The following is a 13,725-nucleotide window of genomic DNA, read 5'->3' as shown; positions in this document are numbered from 1 at the left end:
CCTTGGACGACCCCTGGGCCGACAGCGGTCCGGGTGACCGTCTGCCCGTCTCCCGCCCCCGCCGCGCCGAAGGACGGGGCCGCGGCCGCGACGACCAGCACGACCGCGGTCGCGAGAGTGAGTCCTGGGACGGCGGCGGATCGTCCGGGTTCGAGCGGGTCCCCCCGCAGGACATCGACGCCGAGCAGTCCGTCCTCGGCGGCATGCTGCTCTCCAAGGACGCCATCGCGGACGTCGTGGAGATCATCAAGGGCCATGACTTCTACCGCCCGGCCCACGAGACCGTCTACACGGCGATCCTCGACCTGTACGCGAAGGGCGAGCCGGCCGACCCGATCACCGTGGCGGCCGAGCTGGTCAAGCGGGGCGAGATCACCCGCGTCGGCGGCCCCTCGTATCTGCACACCCTGGTCCAGTCGGTCCCGACCGCAGCCAACGCCTCGTACTACGCGGAGATCGTCCACGAGCGGGCGGTGCTCCGCCGTCTCGTCGAGGCGGGCACGAAGATCACGCAGATGGGATACGCGGCGGACGGTGACGTCGACGAGATCGTCAACTCCGCCCAGGCCGAGATCTACGCGGTCACCGAGCAGCGCACCAGCGAGGACTACCTCCCTCTCGGCGACATCATGGAAGGCGCGCTCGACGAGATCGAGGCGATCGGCTCCCGCAGCGGCGAGATGACCGGTGTGCCGACCGGCTTCACCGACTTCGACTCCCTCACCAACGGTCTGCACCCGGGTCAGATGATCGTCATCGCGGCCCGGCCCGCCATGGGTAAGTCCACACTGGCGCTGGACTTCGCCAGGGCCTGCTCCATCAAGCACAACCTGCCCAGCGTGATCTTCTCCCTCGAAATGGGCCGCAACGAGATCGCGATGCGTCTTCTGTCGGCCGAGGCCCGGGTCGCGCTCCACCACATGCGCTCGGGCACCATGACCGACGAGGACTGGACCCGCCTCGCCCGCCGGATGCCGGACGTCTCCCAGGCCCCGCTCTACATCGACGACTCCCCGAACCTGTCGATGATGGAGATCCGCGCCAAGTGCCGCCGGCTCAAGCAGCGCAACGACCTCAAGCTCGTCGTCATCGACTACCTCCAGCTGATGCAGTCCGGCGGTTCCAAGCGCGCCGAGAGCCGCCAGCAGGAGGTCTCGGACATGTCCCGAAACCTCAAGCTGCTCGCCAAGGAGCTGGAGCTCCCGGTCATCGCGCTCTCCCAGCTGAACCGTGGCCCCGAGCAGCGTACGGACAAGAAGCCGATGGTCTCCGACCTGCGTGAGTCCGGCTCCATCGAGCAGGACGCGGACATGGTCATCCTGTTGCACCGCGAGGACGCGTACGAGAAGGAGTCCCCGCGCGCGGGCGAGGCGGACCTCATCGTGGCCAAGCACCGTAACGGTCCGACGGCCACGATCACGGTGGCCTTCCAGGGCCACTATTCGCGCTTCGTGGACATGGCGCAGACCTGATCCGGGTTCGTCCCCGGGGCGGTGGCGAACGGATGGACCGTACGACGCGTACTGTCCGGTGCGTGTCGGGGGAAAACCGTTCGACGGCTGTGGAGTGCGGGGATACACCTGGGGCATGACCTCATCCCCGCATGTGCCGAGCGCCCCGCCGATGACCACGGCCCCCGCCGGCCTTCTGCCCGGTACCGAACGCGCCCTGATCCACCGCCTGGCCGTCGCCCAGTCCGAGGGGCGGCTGCCCTCGCTGGTCGCCGCTGTGGTCCGGGAGGGCCGGATCGTGTGGACGGGCTCGCGCACCTCCGTCGAAGGCCACGGCCCCGACGCCGACGTCCAGTACCGCATCGGCTCGATCACCAAGACCTTCACCGCCGTGCTGGTCCTGCGACTGCGCGACGAGGGGCTGCTGGACCTCGGGGACCCGCTGGAGAAGCATCTGCCCGGCACCGGGGTCGGTGAGGTGACCATCGCCCAACTCCTCGGCCACAGCGCGGGGTTGGCCGCCGAGACGCCCGGGGCCTGGTGGGAGCGGAGCTCGGCCGCGCTGCGTCCGGAGCTCTCGGACGTGCTGGGGGAGAACCCGCAGCCGCATCCGGTCGGCAGGCTGCACCACTACTCCAACCCCGGTTACACGCTGCTCGGTTCGCTGATCGAGGCCGTGCGGGGAGTGTCCTGGGAGGAGGCTCTGCGAAGCGAGGTCCTCGATCCGCTGGGACTGACCAGGACGAGCACCCGGCCGGTGGCCCCGCACGCGGGCGGCTGGGCCGTGCACCCCTGGGCCGACGCCCTGCTTCCCGAGCCGGCCGAGGACCTGGGGCTGATGGCTCCGGCGGGCCAGCTGTGGTCGACGGCGGCGGACCTCTGCCGCTTCGCCGCGTTCCTCGCCGAGGGGGACGACCGGGTGCTGAGCGCCGCGAGCGTACGGGAGATGCGAACCCCGTCCGCACCGCCCGAGGCGGGGGACTGGCAGAACAACTACGGGCTGGGGGTCCAGCTGAGCCGCCAGGACGGCCACCGCACCCTCACCGGTCACACCGGTTCGCTGCCGGGTTTCGTCGCCGGACTCTGGATCAGCGTGGAGGACGGGGTCGGGGCGGCCGTCCTCACCAACTCCACGTCGGGGACGGCCCCGTCGGTCGCCGCCGATCTCATCCGGATCGTCATCGAGGCCGAGCCGAAGCTCCCCGCGCCGTGGCGGCCCCTGTCCGAGGTCGACCCGGCTCTGCTGGAGCTCACCGGCCCCTGGTACTGGGGGACGTACACCTACGGCCTGCGGCTGAACGCCGACGGCACGATGGCGCTGGAGCCGTTGCGCGGTCAGGGCCGCGCGTCGAGGTTCGAGGCGCGGTCGGACGGCGGCTGGGTCGGGCTCAACGGCTACTACCAGGGCGAGATCCTGCGGGCGGTCCGCCGACCGGACGGCTCGGTGAGCCATCTCGACCTTGGGTCGTTCGTCTTCACCCGGGAGCCGTACGGACCGGCCGAGGTGGTTCCGGGAGGGGTCGACCCCGAGGGCTGGCGCGGAGTCTGATGTTTCACGTGAAACGTGGCAGCCCCCGTTTCACGTGAAACCTTCCACGGCCCCCGGGGCGACCGGCCCAGCGTCCCCGGGGGTCAGAGGGCTTTCTTGAAGCCCAGGTGGGACGCCTCGAAACCCAGCCGCTCATAGAAGCGGTGGGCGTCGATCCGCGTGGCATCCGAGGTGAGCTGGACCAACTGGCAGCCCAAGTGCTGCGATTGCTCGACGGCCCACTCGATGAGCCGGGTGCCGAGGCCGCCGCCGCGCTCATCGGCGTGGATGCGGACGCCCTCGATGATGGAGCGGGTGGCCCCGCGCCGGGACAGGCCCGGAATGACGGTCAGCTGGAGTGTGCCGACGACCCGGTCGTCGCGGACGGCCACGACCAGGTGCTGATGGGGGTCGCCGGCCAGCCGCTCGAAGGCGGCGAGGTACGGGGTCAGGTCGCCGGGCGACTCCCGCTGGGCGCCCAGCGGGTCGTCGGCGAGCATCGCCACGATCGCCGGGATGTCCTGGGCCGTCGCGGGCCTTATCTCAAGATCGCTCATGGCCCGGAGACTACGCCGGGGAAAGCTCCGCCGGGGAGGGCTGGGCGGGGACGCGGAGTTGCTCGACGGCCCTGACCAGGGGGGCGAGCTCCGGGTTCCGCGCGGCCTCGTCGAGTGCCTCGCGCAGGGCGCGGTCGTTGGTGGGCCGGGCCGCCGCGAGCAGCTCCTGGCCGGCCTCCGTGACGTCCGTGTAGATCCCGCGCCGGTCGGTGTCGCAGAGATAGCGGGTCAGCAGGCCGCGGTCCTCCAGGCGCGTGACCAGCCGGGTGGTGGCGGACTGGCTGAGGACGACGGCGTCGGCGACCTGCTTCATCTGGAGATGACCGCCCGGGCCGCTGTGCTGGCGGCCGAGGACGTCCAGCAGCGAGTACTCGCGCACGCTCAGCTCGTGCCCCGACTGCAGGGCCCGCTCGATATGGGCCTCGATCCTGCCGTGCAGCAGCGAGAGGGCGCACCAGCCCTGCGAGAGGGCGGTGAGTGCGGGGTCCGTCGCGGTCATGCGTCTGTCCTCCGTCCGGAGCGGCTTGAGACCAGGATAGGCCACGACTGCAATAGCCCGCGATTGCAATTAACCCGCGTCTGCAATTATTGTGTACGCTCGTAAGGCGCTCGCGCAATCTCCTGGAAGGCTGACCATCCCATGCCACTCGCGCTCCTAGCCCTGGCCATCGGGGCGTTCGGTATCGGCACCACCGAATTCGTGATCATGGGGCTGCTCCCGGAAGTGGCCGACACCTACGGCGTGACCATCCCCATGGCCGGTTACCTGGTGACCGGCTACGCGCTGGGCGTCGTCCTCGGCGCCCCGCTGATGACCGTCCTGGGCACCCGGATCTCCCGCAAGCGCATGCTGATGCTGCTGATGGGCTTCTTCATCGTCGGCAACGTGCTCTCCGCCGTCGCGCCCGTCTTCGGGCTGATGCTGGCCGGGCGGATCGTCGCCTCGCTCGCGCACGGCGCGTTCTTCGGTATCGGCTCGGTCGTCGCTGCCGATCTCGTAGCCCCCGAGAAGAAGGCCGGGGCCATCGCGATGATGTTCACCGGTCTCACCGTCGCCAACGTCATCGGTGTCCCGCTGGGCACCCTGGTCGGCCAGCAGATCGGCTGGCGCACCACGTTCTTCGTCGTGGCCGCGCTCGGTGTGGTCGGCCTCCTGGGCGTCGCCAAGCTCGTCCCCGACATGCCGAAGGCCGAGGGCGTCCGGCTGCGCCACGAGATCGCCGCGTTCCGCAACGTCCATGTCCTGCTCGCCATGGCGATGACCGTGCTCGGCTTCGGCGGCGTCTTCGCCGCGATCACCTACATCACCCCGATGATGACCCACGTCACCGGCTACGCCGACGGCTCCGTCACCTGGCTGCTCGTCCTCTTCGGCCTCGGCATGGTCGCCGGGAACCTGATCGGCGGCCGGTTCGCCGACCGGGCCCTGATGCCGATGCTCTACGCGTCGCTGAGCGGCCTCGCCGTCGTGCTGGCCCTGTTCACCCTCACGGCCCACGACAAGGCGGCCTCGGCCGTCACCGTCTTCCTGATCGGCGCGCTCGGCTTCGCGACCGTACCGCCGCTGCAGAAGCGGGTCCTGGACCAGGCCGCGGGTGCGCCCACCCTCGCCTCCGCCGTGAACATCGGCGCCTTCAACCTCGGCAACGCGCTCTCCGCCTGGCTCGGCGGGATCGTGATCGCCGCCGGACTCGGCTACACCGCCCCGAACTGGGTCGGCGCCGCGCTCGCCGCCTCGGCGCTCGTCCTCGCCCTCGTCTCCAGCGCCCTGGAGAGGCGTACGGGCACCGGCGGCCGGATCGTCACGGGCAGCGCGCCCGAGCCGGCCCGCGCCACCGCGGCGCACCACTGACCACCCCCGCGGCAACCGGCCCCCCGGCCGGCCGCTCCACCGCACGCACCAAGGAGTCACCCCCGATGAGCACCACCACCGCCGTAGCCCCGCTCACCATCCAGGACGCCGAAGCCCTCGTGGAGGCGGCGCGTGCCGCGGCCGAGGAGGCGGGGGCCACCGTCGCCGTCACCGTCCTGGACGCGGGCGGCCATCTGCTGGCCTTCCGCCGCGACGACCGCGCCGTCCTGATCGCGGGCGAGACCAGCACCCGCAAGGCGTACACCGCGCTCCAGCTCGGCACGGCCACCGCCGACCTCGTCGACGCGGTCCAGCCCGGTGGGCTCTTCCACACCCTGCCGACCGCGCTCGACCGCCCGCTGCTCTTCATCGCGGGCGGCGTCCCCGTTCACCGTGACGGCCGCCTGATCGGGGCCGTCGGTGTGGGCGGCGGTTCCCCCGAGCAGGACCACGGCTTCGCCACGCAGGCCGTCCAGCGGCTGGTCTGAAGCCCTGCCGGCCCCATCGCCGTACGGAGAGGCCCCTCGCCTATCTCCGTACGGCGGACGTGCGTCAGCCCGCGGCGACCGTCAGGGGGGCGAAGCGACGGGTCCAGTCGCCGGGCAGGCCGGGGATGCCCCGGGTCATGACCGCGTTGAAGAAGGGGAGCGGTTCCAGCCCGTTCGCCTTCAGCCAGTTGAGCAGTTCCTCGTGGCGTACGTCGACATCGGTGCGCAGCGGCCGGTCCGTCCCCGCGGCGAGGGAGGCCACCAGCGCCTTCGCGGTCTCGGTGTCACGGGCGATCAGGGGGCCCACGACGTGGGTCTCCATGTTCGGCCAGAGCGCCGCGTAGCCGATGAGGCCCCCGGAGTCCTCGGCGACCCGCAGCTGGTCCGCGAAGGCGGGCAGCCTGGTGATCACATGCGTCCGGTCGCGGCCGAAGACCTCGGCGTCCAGGCGCAGCAGCGCGGGCAGGTCCTCCGCCGTCGCCGGGCGGGTCGCCACGGTGGGGGCGGGGCCCGACGGGCGGAAGTGGCCGCGGACCATCTCGGCGCGGCCGGTGGTCTCGAAGCCCAGCTGTTCGTAGAGTGGTTGTCCGGACGCCGTGGCGTGCAGGGTGACCGGCCGGTCGCCCAGCTCCCCCAGCACGTGCCGCATCAGGCGGCGCCCCACGCCCTGCCGTGCGTACTTCTCGGCCACCAGGACCATTCCGATGGCTGCGAGATCCTCGTACGAGGTGACCACACACGCGGTGACCAGCCCTTTGCCGTCCGGGTCGTCGAGGCCGTAGCCGGTTCCCGCGGTGAGCAGCAGTCCCCATTTGTGTTCCTCGCGTGCCCAGCCCCGGTTCTCGGAGAGGTCGGCGCAGGAAACGAGGTCGTCAATGGTCAGGCGGCGGATCGGGAGCTCGTCGAGCGGTGAGGGCATGGAGATCAGGCTGTCCGATGAACCCATGCTCCGTCCACCGTTTTGCGCATACAGCACGTTGCTTTCGGCCACGCTCTGTCAGCCTTCGTCCTGGATGTTTCACGTGAAACATGAACCGGGGAGCAGGTGCGTGGTTTCACGTGAAACATCGACGACTCCGCCACGCACACCTACTCCGGAGGCGGCCTACGTGAGGCCTACGCGCTGGCACAGGTCGCACGAGCCTAACGGGAAAGCCGGTTCGGATACCCGGTATTCCTGCTATGTGGCCCCGTACCCGCCGCGAAGCTGACATGCTCCGGTACGGGAGTGACGGAACTCCCGGACGTCGGCAACTGCGGCCAGAGGTTCGAGGCGAGACACAAGGATGAACGCTCCGACCAACACGTCGACCGACGCTGTGCTGATACGCCGCACTCTCGCGGAGATCGCACCCTTAGCGGACAAGGTCACGTCGTACTTCTACGCTCTGCTCTTCATAGGCGACCCGGAGCTGCGCACGCTCTTCCCGGCAGCGATGGACGCCCAGCGGGACCGGTTGCTCAAGGCGCTGCTCACGGCCGCCGAGCATCTGGAGAACACCGCCGCACTCACTGAATATCTTCGCCAGCTGGGCCGGGGCCACCGTAAGTACGGCACCCGGCCCGAGCATTACCCGGCCGTCGGAGAGGCGCTGATCGGGGCGCTGGCCCGGTACGCCGGGACCACCTGGGACGAGGCGGCCCAGGCCGCCTGGGTCCGGGCGTACACGACGATGTCGCAGATCATGATCGACGCGGCGGACGCGGACGAGCAGCTCCAGCCGGCCTGGTGGTACGCCGAGGTCGTCTCGCACGACCTGCGGACCCCGGACATCGCGGTGGTCACCCTCCGCCCCGACCAGCCGTACCCCTTCCTGGCCGGGCAGTACACGACGCTGGAGACGCCCTGGTGGCCGCGGATCTGGCGGCATTACTCGCTGGCCTCCGCGCCCCGCACCGACGGACTGCTGTCGCTGCACGTCAAGGCGGTTCCGGCGGGCTGGGTCTCCGGCGCTCTGGTCCATCGCGCGCGTCCCGGGGACACCCTGCGTCTGGGGCCGCCCGCCGGGTCGATGGTGGTCGACCACAGCACCGACAACGGCCTGCTCTGCCTCGGTGGCGGCACCGGCATAGCGCCCATCAAGGCGCTGGTCGAGGACGTCGCCCGGTACGGCGAGCGGCGCCCCGTCGAGGTCTTCTACGGAGCCCGCAGCAACCACGACCTCTACGACATCGACACCCTGATGCGGCTCCAGCAGACGCACTCCTGGCTGTCGGTACGGCCGGTGGTCTCGGGCGGCCCGGGCCGGGGACCCGACGGGCGGCTTCCGGACGCGGTGCGTGAGTACGGGCCGTGGACGTCGTACGACGCCTATGTCTCCGGCCCGCCGGGGATGATCCGCAGCGGGGTCACCACGCTCCGGGACATCGGGATCCCCTCGGACCGCATCCGGTACGACTCCGTCGAGGAGCTGGTCGAGGCGAACCACTGAGGCGTGCCGCGCCCGGCGGGGGATCAGCCCAGGTCGGGCGCGTGCATCGCGCGGACGCCCTCGATGTTGCCGTCCAGGTAGTGCCGCAGCGACAGCGGCACGAGGTGGACAGAGGCGATGCCGACGCGGGTGAACGGGATCCGGACGATCTCGTACTCCCCGCAGGGCTCCTCCACCTCCGGGCCGTGCCGCAGTGTTGTGTCCATGGATTCGAGCCGGCAGACGAAGAAGTGCTGCACCTTCACGCCGGTCGCGCCGCCGTCGGCGCCGATGTGCTCGACGGTGTCGACGAAACAGGGCACCACGTCGGTGATCTTCGCGCCGAGTTCCTCGTGCACCTCGCGGTGCAGGGCCTCGACGACGGTGGAGTCCTCCGGCTCGACGCCGCCACCGGGGGTGAGCCAGTAGGGATCCATGCCGGGCTTGGTGCGCTTGATCAGGATCAGGTCGTCGCCGTCCAGCAGGACGGCTCGTGCGGTGCGCTTGACCACGGGTCGGACGGTCATGGGAGGAATGTGGCCCGTGGCGGCGGCCCCGAAACTTCACTCAGCTCCAGTCGACCGCGGCGCGCAGCAGCCACTCCCGCGACCGCGCGATGTGCGGCAGGGCCAGCGTGCCGGTGCGCACCGCCAGGAAGTAGGTCCGCAGCGGTGGTACCGGCGGGTCGAGCAGGGCCACGAGCTCCCCGCGCTCCAGCGTCCCCTCGCACAGGTAGCGCGGCAGCACGGCCAGGCCGGCACCGGCGGTCACCGTCTCCATGACCGCCCGCAGATCGGGCGCGATCACCGTGCCCGCCGCCGCCGGTTTGGTGTCGAAGACCGCGGCCCAGTAGCGCGAGACGAACGGGAGCGACTCGTGCACCTCCACCACCGGAATGTGCTCCAGTACGCCGGGGCCCCCGCGCCGCAGCGCCCCCGGCGCGACCCGCGAGGCCCAGCGCACCCCGGCGACCAGTACGTGCTCCTCGTCGCAGAGTGGGGTCGCGCAGAGCAGCCGCCCGCGCGGCCGGGCGGTGGCGATCGCCAGGTCGTGGTGGCCCGCGGCCAGACCCTCCAGGGTCTCCTCGGCATTGCCGAAGGAGGCCCGCAGGGCGATCCCCTGCGGGATGAGCGAGGTCAGGGTGGGCAGAGCGCGCAGCGAGGTGAACTCGGGGGGCCCGGCGAGGTGCAGGGTGCGTACACCCGACTCCTCGTACGAGCCGGACTCCGCTATCTCGACCAGGGCGTCCAGATGCGGGGCGGCCCGCTGGGCCAGCTCGTCGCCGACGGTCGTCGGTGTCACTCCGCGCGCCTGGCGCAGGAACAGCGGCCGCCCCAACTGCCGCTCCAGGGTGCGGATCTGGCTGGTCACGGCGGGCTGGGAGAGGCCGAGCAGGGCGGCGGCGCGGGTGAAGGAGCCCGCGCGGTGCACCGTGACGAACGTCCGCAGCAGGGCGAGGTCCATGCGTGCCCTCCCGTCCGGAACCGCCTCACGACATCCCCCGCCGGACACAACTATAAATATGTCGATAGGTCTCTGTCGCTACCGTGATTGGACACTGACACAGAGTCAACTAGCCTTGGTCACACGGTTCTTGGCCAGGAACCGAGGGCGGTCCGAACCACGAGGGGGGAGGCTCGGACCGCCCGCCTCATGCCCCGGCGGCCTCGTCCAGCGCCCGCCCTACGTCCGCCACGAGGTCCGCGGTGTCCTCGGCCCCGGCCGAGAAGCGGATGAAGCCCTCCGCGACCTTGTCACCGCCCCAGCGCCCGCGCCGCTCGGCCGTGGAGCGCACCCCGCCGAAGCTCGTGGCGTCGTCCACCAGCCGCAGCGCCGCCAGGAACCGCTCCGCGTGGGCGCGGTCGGGCAGGTCGAAGGAGACGACACAGCCGAAGCGGCGCATCTGCGCGGCCGCCTGCCGGTGCGCGGGGTCGGACGGCAGCCCGGGGTGGCGCACCCCGCTCACCTCGGGGCGCCGCGACAGCGCCTCGGCGACGGCCAGCGCGTTCGCCGACTGCCGGTCCGCGCGCAGCTGGAGCGTGGCCAGCGAGCGGTGCGCCAGCCAGGCCTCCATCGGGCCGGGGATCGCCCCGACGACCTTGCGCCATCCGCGGACGCGCGCCGCGAGCTCCGGGTCCCGGCAGACCACGTAGCCGAGCAGCAGATCGCCGTGGCCGGTGAGGCCCTTGGTGCCGCTGGCCACCGCGAAGTCCGCGCCGAGTTCCAGCGGGCGCTGGCCGAGCGGGGTCGCCAGCGTGTTGTCGACCGCGACCAGCGCGCCCGTGTCGTGGGCGGCCCGTGCCAGGCGCCGGATGTCGCAGACGTCCAGGCCCGGATTGGAGGGCGTCTCGATCCACAGGAGCGCGGCCCCGTCCAGGACACCGAGCTGGGCGTCACCGGCGGTCGGCGCGCCGCGCACCTCGACCCCGTACGCCGCGAGCTGCTCGCGCACCAGGGGCAGCGCCTGGTAGCCGTCGTCCGGCAGGACCACGGCGTCGCCCACGCGCGCGTGGGAGAGCAGCACCGCCGAGATCGCGGCCATGCCGGAGGCGAAGACGATGGCCTCGGCGGGCACGTCGGGGGACTCCAGCTCCGCGAGGGCGCGCTCCAGATGGGTCCACGTCGGATTGGTGTCGCGGCCGTAGGTGTAGGGGCCCACGGCCTCGCCCGGCAGGTGGAAGTGCGCGGCGAACACCGGTCCCGGCAGCGACGGTTCGTACGCCACGGGGTCCGGGAGCCCGGCCCGTACCGCTCTGGTGCCGTCCCCCGGCGCCTGGGGAGGGTTCACCCCGGAGGTCATCCGCGTTCCCCTCAGTCCTCGTCGTCCGGCAGGGCGATGTGCAGGGCCCAGGACACGATCGAGATGATCAGGCCGCCCAGGAGAGCGGTCCAGAAGCCCTCGACGTGGAAGCTGAGGTCGAGCTTCCCGGCCAGCCACGAGGTGAGCAGCAGCATCAGCGCGTTGACCACAAGGGTGAACAGGCCGAGCGTGAGGATGAACAGCGGGAGGGAAAGGAGCTTCACCACCGGCTTGACGACGAAGTTCACCACGCCGAAGAGCAGGGCGACCAGGATCAGCGTCAGCGCCTTCTTGCCGGTGCTGTCCCCGGTGAGGGTGATGTCGTGCAGTAGCCAGATGGCCACGGCCAGGGCCGCCGCGTTGGCGAGCGTCTTGACTACGAAATTCTTCATGTGTCTGATCGTGGCAGACATGATCGGTACCAGTGCAGGGGCGGACGCGATGAAGCATTTCCGGCTTGACGAACTCGAGGCGGAGCGCGCCGCGAACGACGGCGCGTACCTGCAGTTTCTGCGGGAGAGGAACATGTCGGCAGGGCTCTACGCGCTGGACGCGGGCGACCAGGACCCGCAGAAGCCGCATGCCCAGGACGAGATCTACTTCGTGGTGAGCGGCCGGGCGTCCGTCACGGTCGGCCTGGAGACCACCGAGGTGGCGCGGGGCAGCGTCGTCTACGTGCCGGCCGGAGTCGCCCACCGGTTCCACCACATCGCCGAGGACCTGCGGGTCCTGGTCGTGTTCTCTCCGCCTGAGAGCTGAGGGCCGACCCCGGGTCTCCCTAGGGGTCCGGTCAGGGGAGAGCAAGGGCTGCGACGGCCCCGTTCGGCACCCCCGCGCCCCTAGCATCGAGAGTGTCGGAGGCAGCGGCCCGAGACTCCAGGAGATTCACGAGCACGGAAGAGGTACGGACGATGGCGGCACGGGAGATATTCGCGGGGATGCCCTGGTGGGTGAAGTGGGTCGCCGTGCCCGTCATCGCCCTGGTCGTGTTCGGCGGTCTGATCGCCAGCGTGGTCGGCTTCCTGTTCTCACTGCTCTTCAAGGTCCTGGTCTTCGTGGCCCTGGTCGGCGGTCTCATCTACGTCGTCCGGCGGTTCATGTCCTCCACGTCCTCGCGCGGCGACTGGTAGAAGGCGGCGCGCGTGCGGGACGGGTGCGGTCCCGCGACGGCACGGCACTCGTACAGAACGTCACGGGATTAGCCCGGCTGAGGGACGTCGAAGCCAAACCCCTCATGGCGCCGGAGGCGGCCGTTAAGGTGAAAACCTCTGCTGCCTCGGGCGGGCTCCTTGCCCGTCAGCACGCCTGGGGGTGACCTGTGGCCACGGCTGCGAACGCCGGTGTCCCTACCCTGATCGGTTCGGTCCAGCGGGCGCTGCGCCTGCTGGAGGCCGTGGGAGCCCATGCGGACGGCGCTCCTGCCAAACAGCTGGCCCGGGAGGCCGGGCTGCCGCTCCCCACCGCCTACCACCTGCTGCGCACCCTCACCCACGAGGGCTATCTGCGCCGGGAGAACGGTGTGTTCGTCTTCGGTGAGGCGGCCGAGCGGCTGGCGAGCGGCGGAGCCCAGCAGAATCGTCGCACCAAGATCAGCCGGTCTCTGGCGGAGTGGCGGGATGCCATCGGGGTCCCGGTCTACTTCGCGGTCTACCGCGAGGGGGAGATCGAGATCGCCGGAGTGGCCGACACGCCGTCGGCCCCGGCCGTGGAGGAGTGGGCCGACTTCCGCGAGACGGGACACGCGCACGCCATCGGCCAGTGCCTGCTCGGCCAGCTGGACGAGAAGGCCCGCGAGGACCACCTGGACCGACACCCCGTCCGCTCGATCACGCCCTACTCCGTACGGGACCGACGCGCCCTGCTGGACCGCCTCGCGGCTACGGAGCGTAGGCAACCGGTGGTCGAAAGACAGGAGTATGCCCTCGGCACAGTCTGTGCCGCGATCCCCATCACGGCGGGGTCCCTGGCCGCCACGATGGCCATCTCCCTACCGCTTCACCAGCAAGAACGACTCATTCCAGCCATCGAGCAGCTCCGCGGCGAAGTGGGTCGCCTGCTCAGTTCCCTCGCGTTCTCTATCAGTATCTGAAAACTCACTCCTTGTGATCTCGTAGTGCTTCCAGCACGATGGCGTCACGAGGGCCAGGACGGTCATTACTGGCCATTTCAGCTACAGCGGGGTAGACGATGCGTGAGGTCCTGGCAGAGGTCATGATGAGCTTCCTCGTCTCCGAGGAGCTCTCCTTCAGGATCCCGGTGGAACTCACCTACCGCGCCGACGATCCGTACGCGGTCCGTATGACCTTCCACCTCCCCGGCGACGAACCCGTGACGTGGACGTTCGGGCGGGAACTCCTGCTGGACGGCATCAACAGCCCCACCGGTGACGGCGATGTGCACATCGCGCCCGCGAGGGCCGAGGAGCTCCGCGATGTCCACATCCGCCTCCAGGTGGGCGGCGAACAGGCGAGCTTCCGGGCCGGGGCCGGTCCGCTGGTGGCCTTCCTCGACCGCACCGACAAACTCGTCCCGCTCGGACAGGAGCGCGCACTCGGCGACTTCGACGGGCATCTGGACGAGGCGCTGGGACGGATCCTGGCCGAGGAGCAGAACGCGGGCTGAGCTCCCCGCATTTGAC

At 70.7% G+C, this 13,725-nt stretch carries 16 protein-coding genes; 9 read left to right on the top strand and 7 right to left on the bottom strand.

The genetic code is table 11. The annotated features are described in order from the left end of the window. Nucleotides 1–2 precede the first annotated feature (2 nt). On the top strand, nucleotides 3–1,472 hold the full coding sequence (dnaB, locus tag ABZ404_RS18100; RefSeq protein WP_358831826.1) for a replicative DNA helicase: 1,470 nt from the start codon (nucleotides 3–5) through the stop codon (nucleotides 1,470–1,472). A 151-nt stretch (nucleotides 1,473–1,623) separates the two neighbouring features. Further along, on the top strand, nucleotides 1,624–3,000 hold the full coding sequence (locus ABZ404_RS18095) for a serine hydrolase domain-containing protein (RefSeq protein ID WP_358831827.1): 1,377 nt from the start codon (nucleotides 1,624–1,626) through the stop codon (nucleotides 2,998–3,000). An 83-nt stretch (nucleotides 3,001–3,083) separates the two neighbouring features. Here the strand turns inward: ABZ404_RS18095 and ABZ404_RS18090 are convergent, their stop codons facing one another. Further along, complete coding sequence (locus ABZ404_RS18090) at nucleotides 3,084–3,536, bottom strand: GNAT family N-acetyltransferase (protein ID WP_358831793.1); 453 nt, start codon at nucleotides 3,534–3,536, stop codon at nucleotides 3,084–3,086. Between the two features lie 10 nt (nucleotides 3,537–3,546). Next, nucleotides 3,547–4,035 carry a MarR family transcriptional regulator gene (locus tag ABZ404_RS18085; protein WP_358831794.1) on the bottom strand — a complete coding sequence of 163 codons (489 nt, stop codon included), beginning with the start codon at nucleotides 4,033–4,035 and terminating at the stop codon, nucleotides 3,547–3,549. A gap of 141 nt (nucleotides 4,036–4,176) precedes the next feature. On the opposite strand from ABZ404_RS18085, the gene ABZ404_RS18080 reads away from it, so the two are divergent. Both ABZ404_RS18080 and ABZ404_RS18075 read left to right on the top strand, forming a co-directional pair. Next, a complete protein-coding gene (locus ABZ404_RS18080; RefSeq protein ID WP_358831795.1) occupies nucleotides 4,177–5,388 on the top strand; it encodes an MFS transporter in 1,212 nt (403 codons plus the stop codon). Nucleotides 5,389–5,453: 65 nt separating this feature from the next. Next, the gene (locus ABZ404_RS18075) at nucleotides 5,454–5,876 is read left to right on the top strand and encodes a heme-binding protein (RefSeq protein WP_358831796.1); all 423 of its coding nucleotides are present in this window, start codon (nucleotides 5,454–5,456) and stop codon (nucleotides 5,874–5,876) included. Between the two features lie 64 nt (nucleotides 5,877–5,940). On the opposite strand, the gene ABZ404_RS18070 is transcribed toward ABZ404_RS18075, so the two are convergent. After that, the gene (locus ABZ404_RS18070) at nucleotides 5,941–6,795 is read right to left on the bottom strand and encodes a GNAT family N-acetyltransferase (protein WP_358831828.1); all 855 of its coding nucleotides are present in this window, start codon (nucleotides 6,793–6,795) and stop codon (nucleotides 5,941–5,943) included. A gap of 367 nt (nucleotides 6,796–7,162) precedes the next feature. Here ABZ404_RS18070 and ABZ404_RS18065 point away from each other — a divergent pair, with 367 nt between their 5' ends. After that, nucleotides 7,163–8,308, top strand: a complete 1,146-nt coding sequence (locus ABZ404_RS18065) for a globin domain-containing protein (protein WP_358831797.1) — start codon at nucleotides 7,163–7,165, stop codon at nucleotides 8,306–8,308. 23 nt (nucleotides 8,309–8,331) lie between these two features. Here the strand turns inward: ABZ404_RS18065 and ABZ404_RS18060 are convergent, their stop codons facing one another. From ABZ404_RS18060 to ABZ404_RS18045, 4 genes are all read right to left on the bottom strand, one after another. Then, on the bottom strand, nucleotides 8,332–8,814 hold the full coding sequence (locus tag ABZ404_RS18060) for an NUDIX hydrolase (protein WP_358831798.1): 483 nt from the start codon (nucleotides 8,812–8,814) through the stop codon (nucleotides 8,332–8,334). 40 nt (nucleotides 8,815–8,854) lie between these two features. Continuing rightward, complete coding sequence (locus ABZ404_RS18055; RefSeq protein WP_358831799.1) at nucleotides 8,855–9,751, bottom strand: LysR family transcriptional regulator; 897 nt, start codon at nucleotides 9,749–9,751, stop codon at nucleotides 8,855–8,857. Nucleotides 9,752–9,938: 187 nt separating this feature from the next. After that, a complete protein-coding gene (locus tag ABZ404_RS18050) occupies nucleotides 9,939–11,087 on the bottom strand; it encodes a cystathionine gamma-lyase (RefSeq protein ID WP_358831800.1) in 1,149 nt (382 codons plus the stop codon). Between the two features lie 11 nt (nucleotides 11,088–11,098). After that, nucleotides 11,099–11,479 carry a phage holin family protein gene (locus ABZ404_RS18045; RefSeq protein ID WP_358831801.1) on the bottom strand — a complete coding sequence of 127 codons (381 nt, stop codon included), beginning with the start codon at nucleotides 11,477–11,479 and terminating at the stop codon, nucleotides 11,099–11,101. A 49-nt stretch (nucleotides 11,480–11,528) separates the two neighbouring features. Here ABZ404_RS18045 and ABZ404_RS18040 point away from each other — a divergent pair, with 49 nt between their 5' ends. From ABZ404_RS18040 to ABZ404_RS18025, 4 genes are all read left to right on the top strand, one after another. Further along, entirely contained in the window at nucleotides 11,529–11,846 is a 318-nt protein-coding gene (locus ABZ404_RS18040) for a cupin domain-containing protein (protein WP_358831829.1), read from the top strand. Nucleotides 11,847–11,998: 152 nt separating this feature from the next. After that, complete coding sequence (locus tag ABZ404_RS18035) at nucleotides 11,999–12,217, top strand: DUF5326 family protein (protein ID WP_358831802.1); 219 nt, start codon at nucleotides 11,999–12,001, stop codon at nucleotides 12,215–12,217. Nucleotides 12,218–12,405: 188 nt separating this feature from the next. Further along, a complete protein-coding gene (locus tag ABZ404_RS18030) occupies nucleotides 12,406–13,176 on the top strand; it encodes a helix-turn-helix domain-containing protein (RefSeq protein WP_358831803.1) in 771 nt (256 codons plus the stop codon). A gap of 98 nt (nucleotides 13,177–13,274) precedes the next feature. Beyond that, nucleotides 13,275–13,709 (top strand): SsgA family sporulation/cell division regulator, encoded by a 435-nt coding sequence (locus tag ABZ404_RS18025; RefSeq protein WP_358831804.1) that lies wholly within the window; start codon nucleotides 13,275–13,277, stop codon nucleotides 13,707–13,709. Nucleotides 13,710–13,725: the final 16 nt, after the last annotated feature.

It is taken from the genome of Streptomyces sp. NPDC005878 (genome assembly GCF_040629815.1).
GTDB lineage: Bacteria > Actinomycetota > Actinomycetes > Streptomycetales > Streptomycetaceae > Streptomyces.
Note: the sequence above shows the minus strand (reverse complement) of the source record. Positions and strands in the feature narration are given on the sequence as shown.

What these genes read in the sequence shown, in the direction of transcription:
- ABZ404_RS18095 (WP_358831827.1), top strand. Translation starts at nt 1,624, where the DNA reads ATGACCACGGCCCCCGCCGGCCTTCTGCCCGGTACCGAACGCGCCCTG.
- ABZ404_RS18090 (WP_358831793.1), bottom strand. Translation starts at nt 3,536, where the DNA reads ATGAGCGATCTTGAGATAAGGCCCGCGACGGCCCAGGACATCCCGGCG.
- ABZ404_RS18085 (WP_358831794.1), bottom strand. Translation starts at nt 4,035, where the DNA reads ATGACCGCGACGGACCCCGCACTCACCGCCCTCTCGCAGGGCTGGTGC.
- ABZ404_RS18080 (WP_358831795.1), top strand. Translation starts at nt 4,177, where the DNA reads ATGCCACTCGCGCTCCTAGCCCTGGCCATCGGGGCGTTCGGTATCGGC.
- ABZ404_RS18075 (WP_358831796.1), top strand. Translation starts at nt 5,454, where the DNA reads ATGAGCACCACCACCGCCGTAGCCCCGCTCACCATCCAGGACGCCGAA.
- ABZ404_RS18070 (WP_358831828.1), bottom strand. Translation starts at nt 6,795, where the DNA reads ATGCCCTCACCGCTCGACGAGCTCCCGATCCGCCGCCTGACCATTGAC.
- ABZ404_RS18065 (WP_358831797.1), top strand. Translation starts at nt 7,163, where the DNA reads ATGAACGCTCCGACCAACACGTCGACCGACGCTGTGCTGATACGCCGC.
- ABZ404_RS18060 (WP_358831798.1), bottom strand. Translation starts at nt 8,814, where the DNA reads ATGACCGTCCGACCCGTGGTCAAGCGCACCGCACGAGCCGTCCTGCTG.
- ABZ404_RS18055 (WP_358831799.1), bottom strand. Translation starts at nt 9,751, where the DNA reads ATGGACCTCGCCCTGCTGCGGACGTTCGTCACGGTGCACCGCGCGGGC.
- ABZ404_RS18050 (WP_358831800.1), bottom strand. Translation starts at nt 11,087, where the DNA reads ATGACCTCCGGGGTGAACCCTCCCCAGGCGCCGGGGGACGGCACCAGA.
- ABZ404_RS18045 (WP_358831801.1), bottom strand. Translation starts at nt 11,479, where the DNA reads ATGAAGAATTTCGTAGTCAAGACGCTCGCCAACGCGGCGGCCCTGGCC.
- ABZ404_RS18040 (WP_358831829.1), top strand. Translation starts at nt 11,529, where the DNA reads ATGAAGCATTTCCGGCTTGACGAACTCGAGGCGGAGCGCGCCGCGAAC.
- ABZ404_RS18035 (WP_358831802.1), top strand. Translation starts at nt 11,999, where the DNA reads ATGGCGGCACGGGAGATATTCGCGGGGATGCCCTGGTGGGTGAAGTGG.
- ABZ404_RS18025 (WP_358831804.1), top strand. Translation starts at nt 13,275, where the DNA reads ATGCGTGAGGTCCTGGCAGAGGTCATGATGAGCTTCCTCGTCTCCGAG.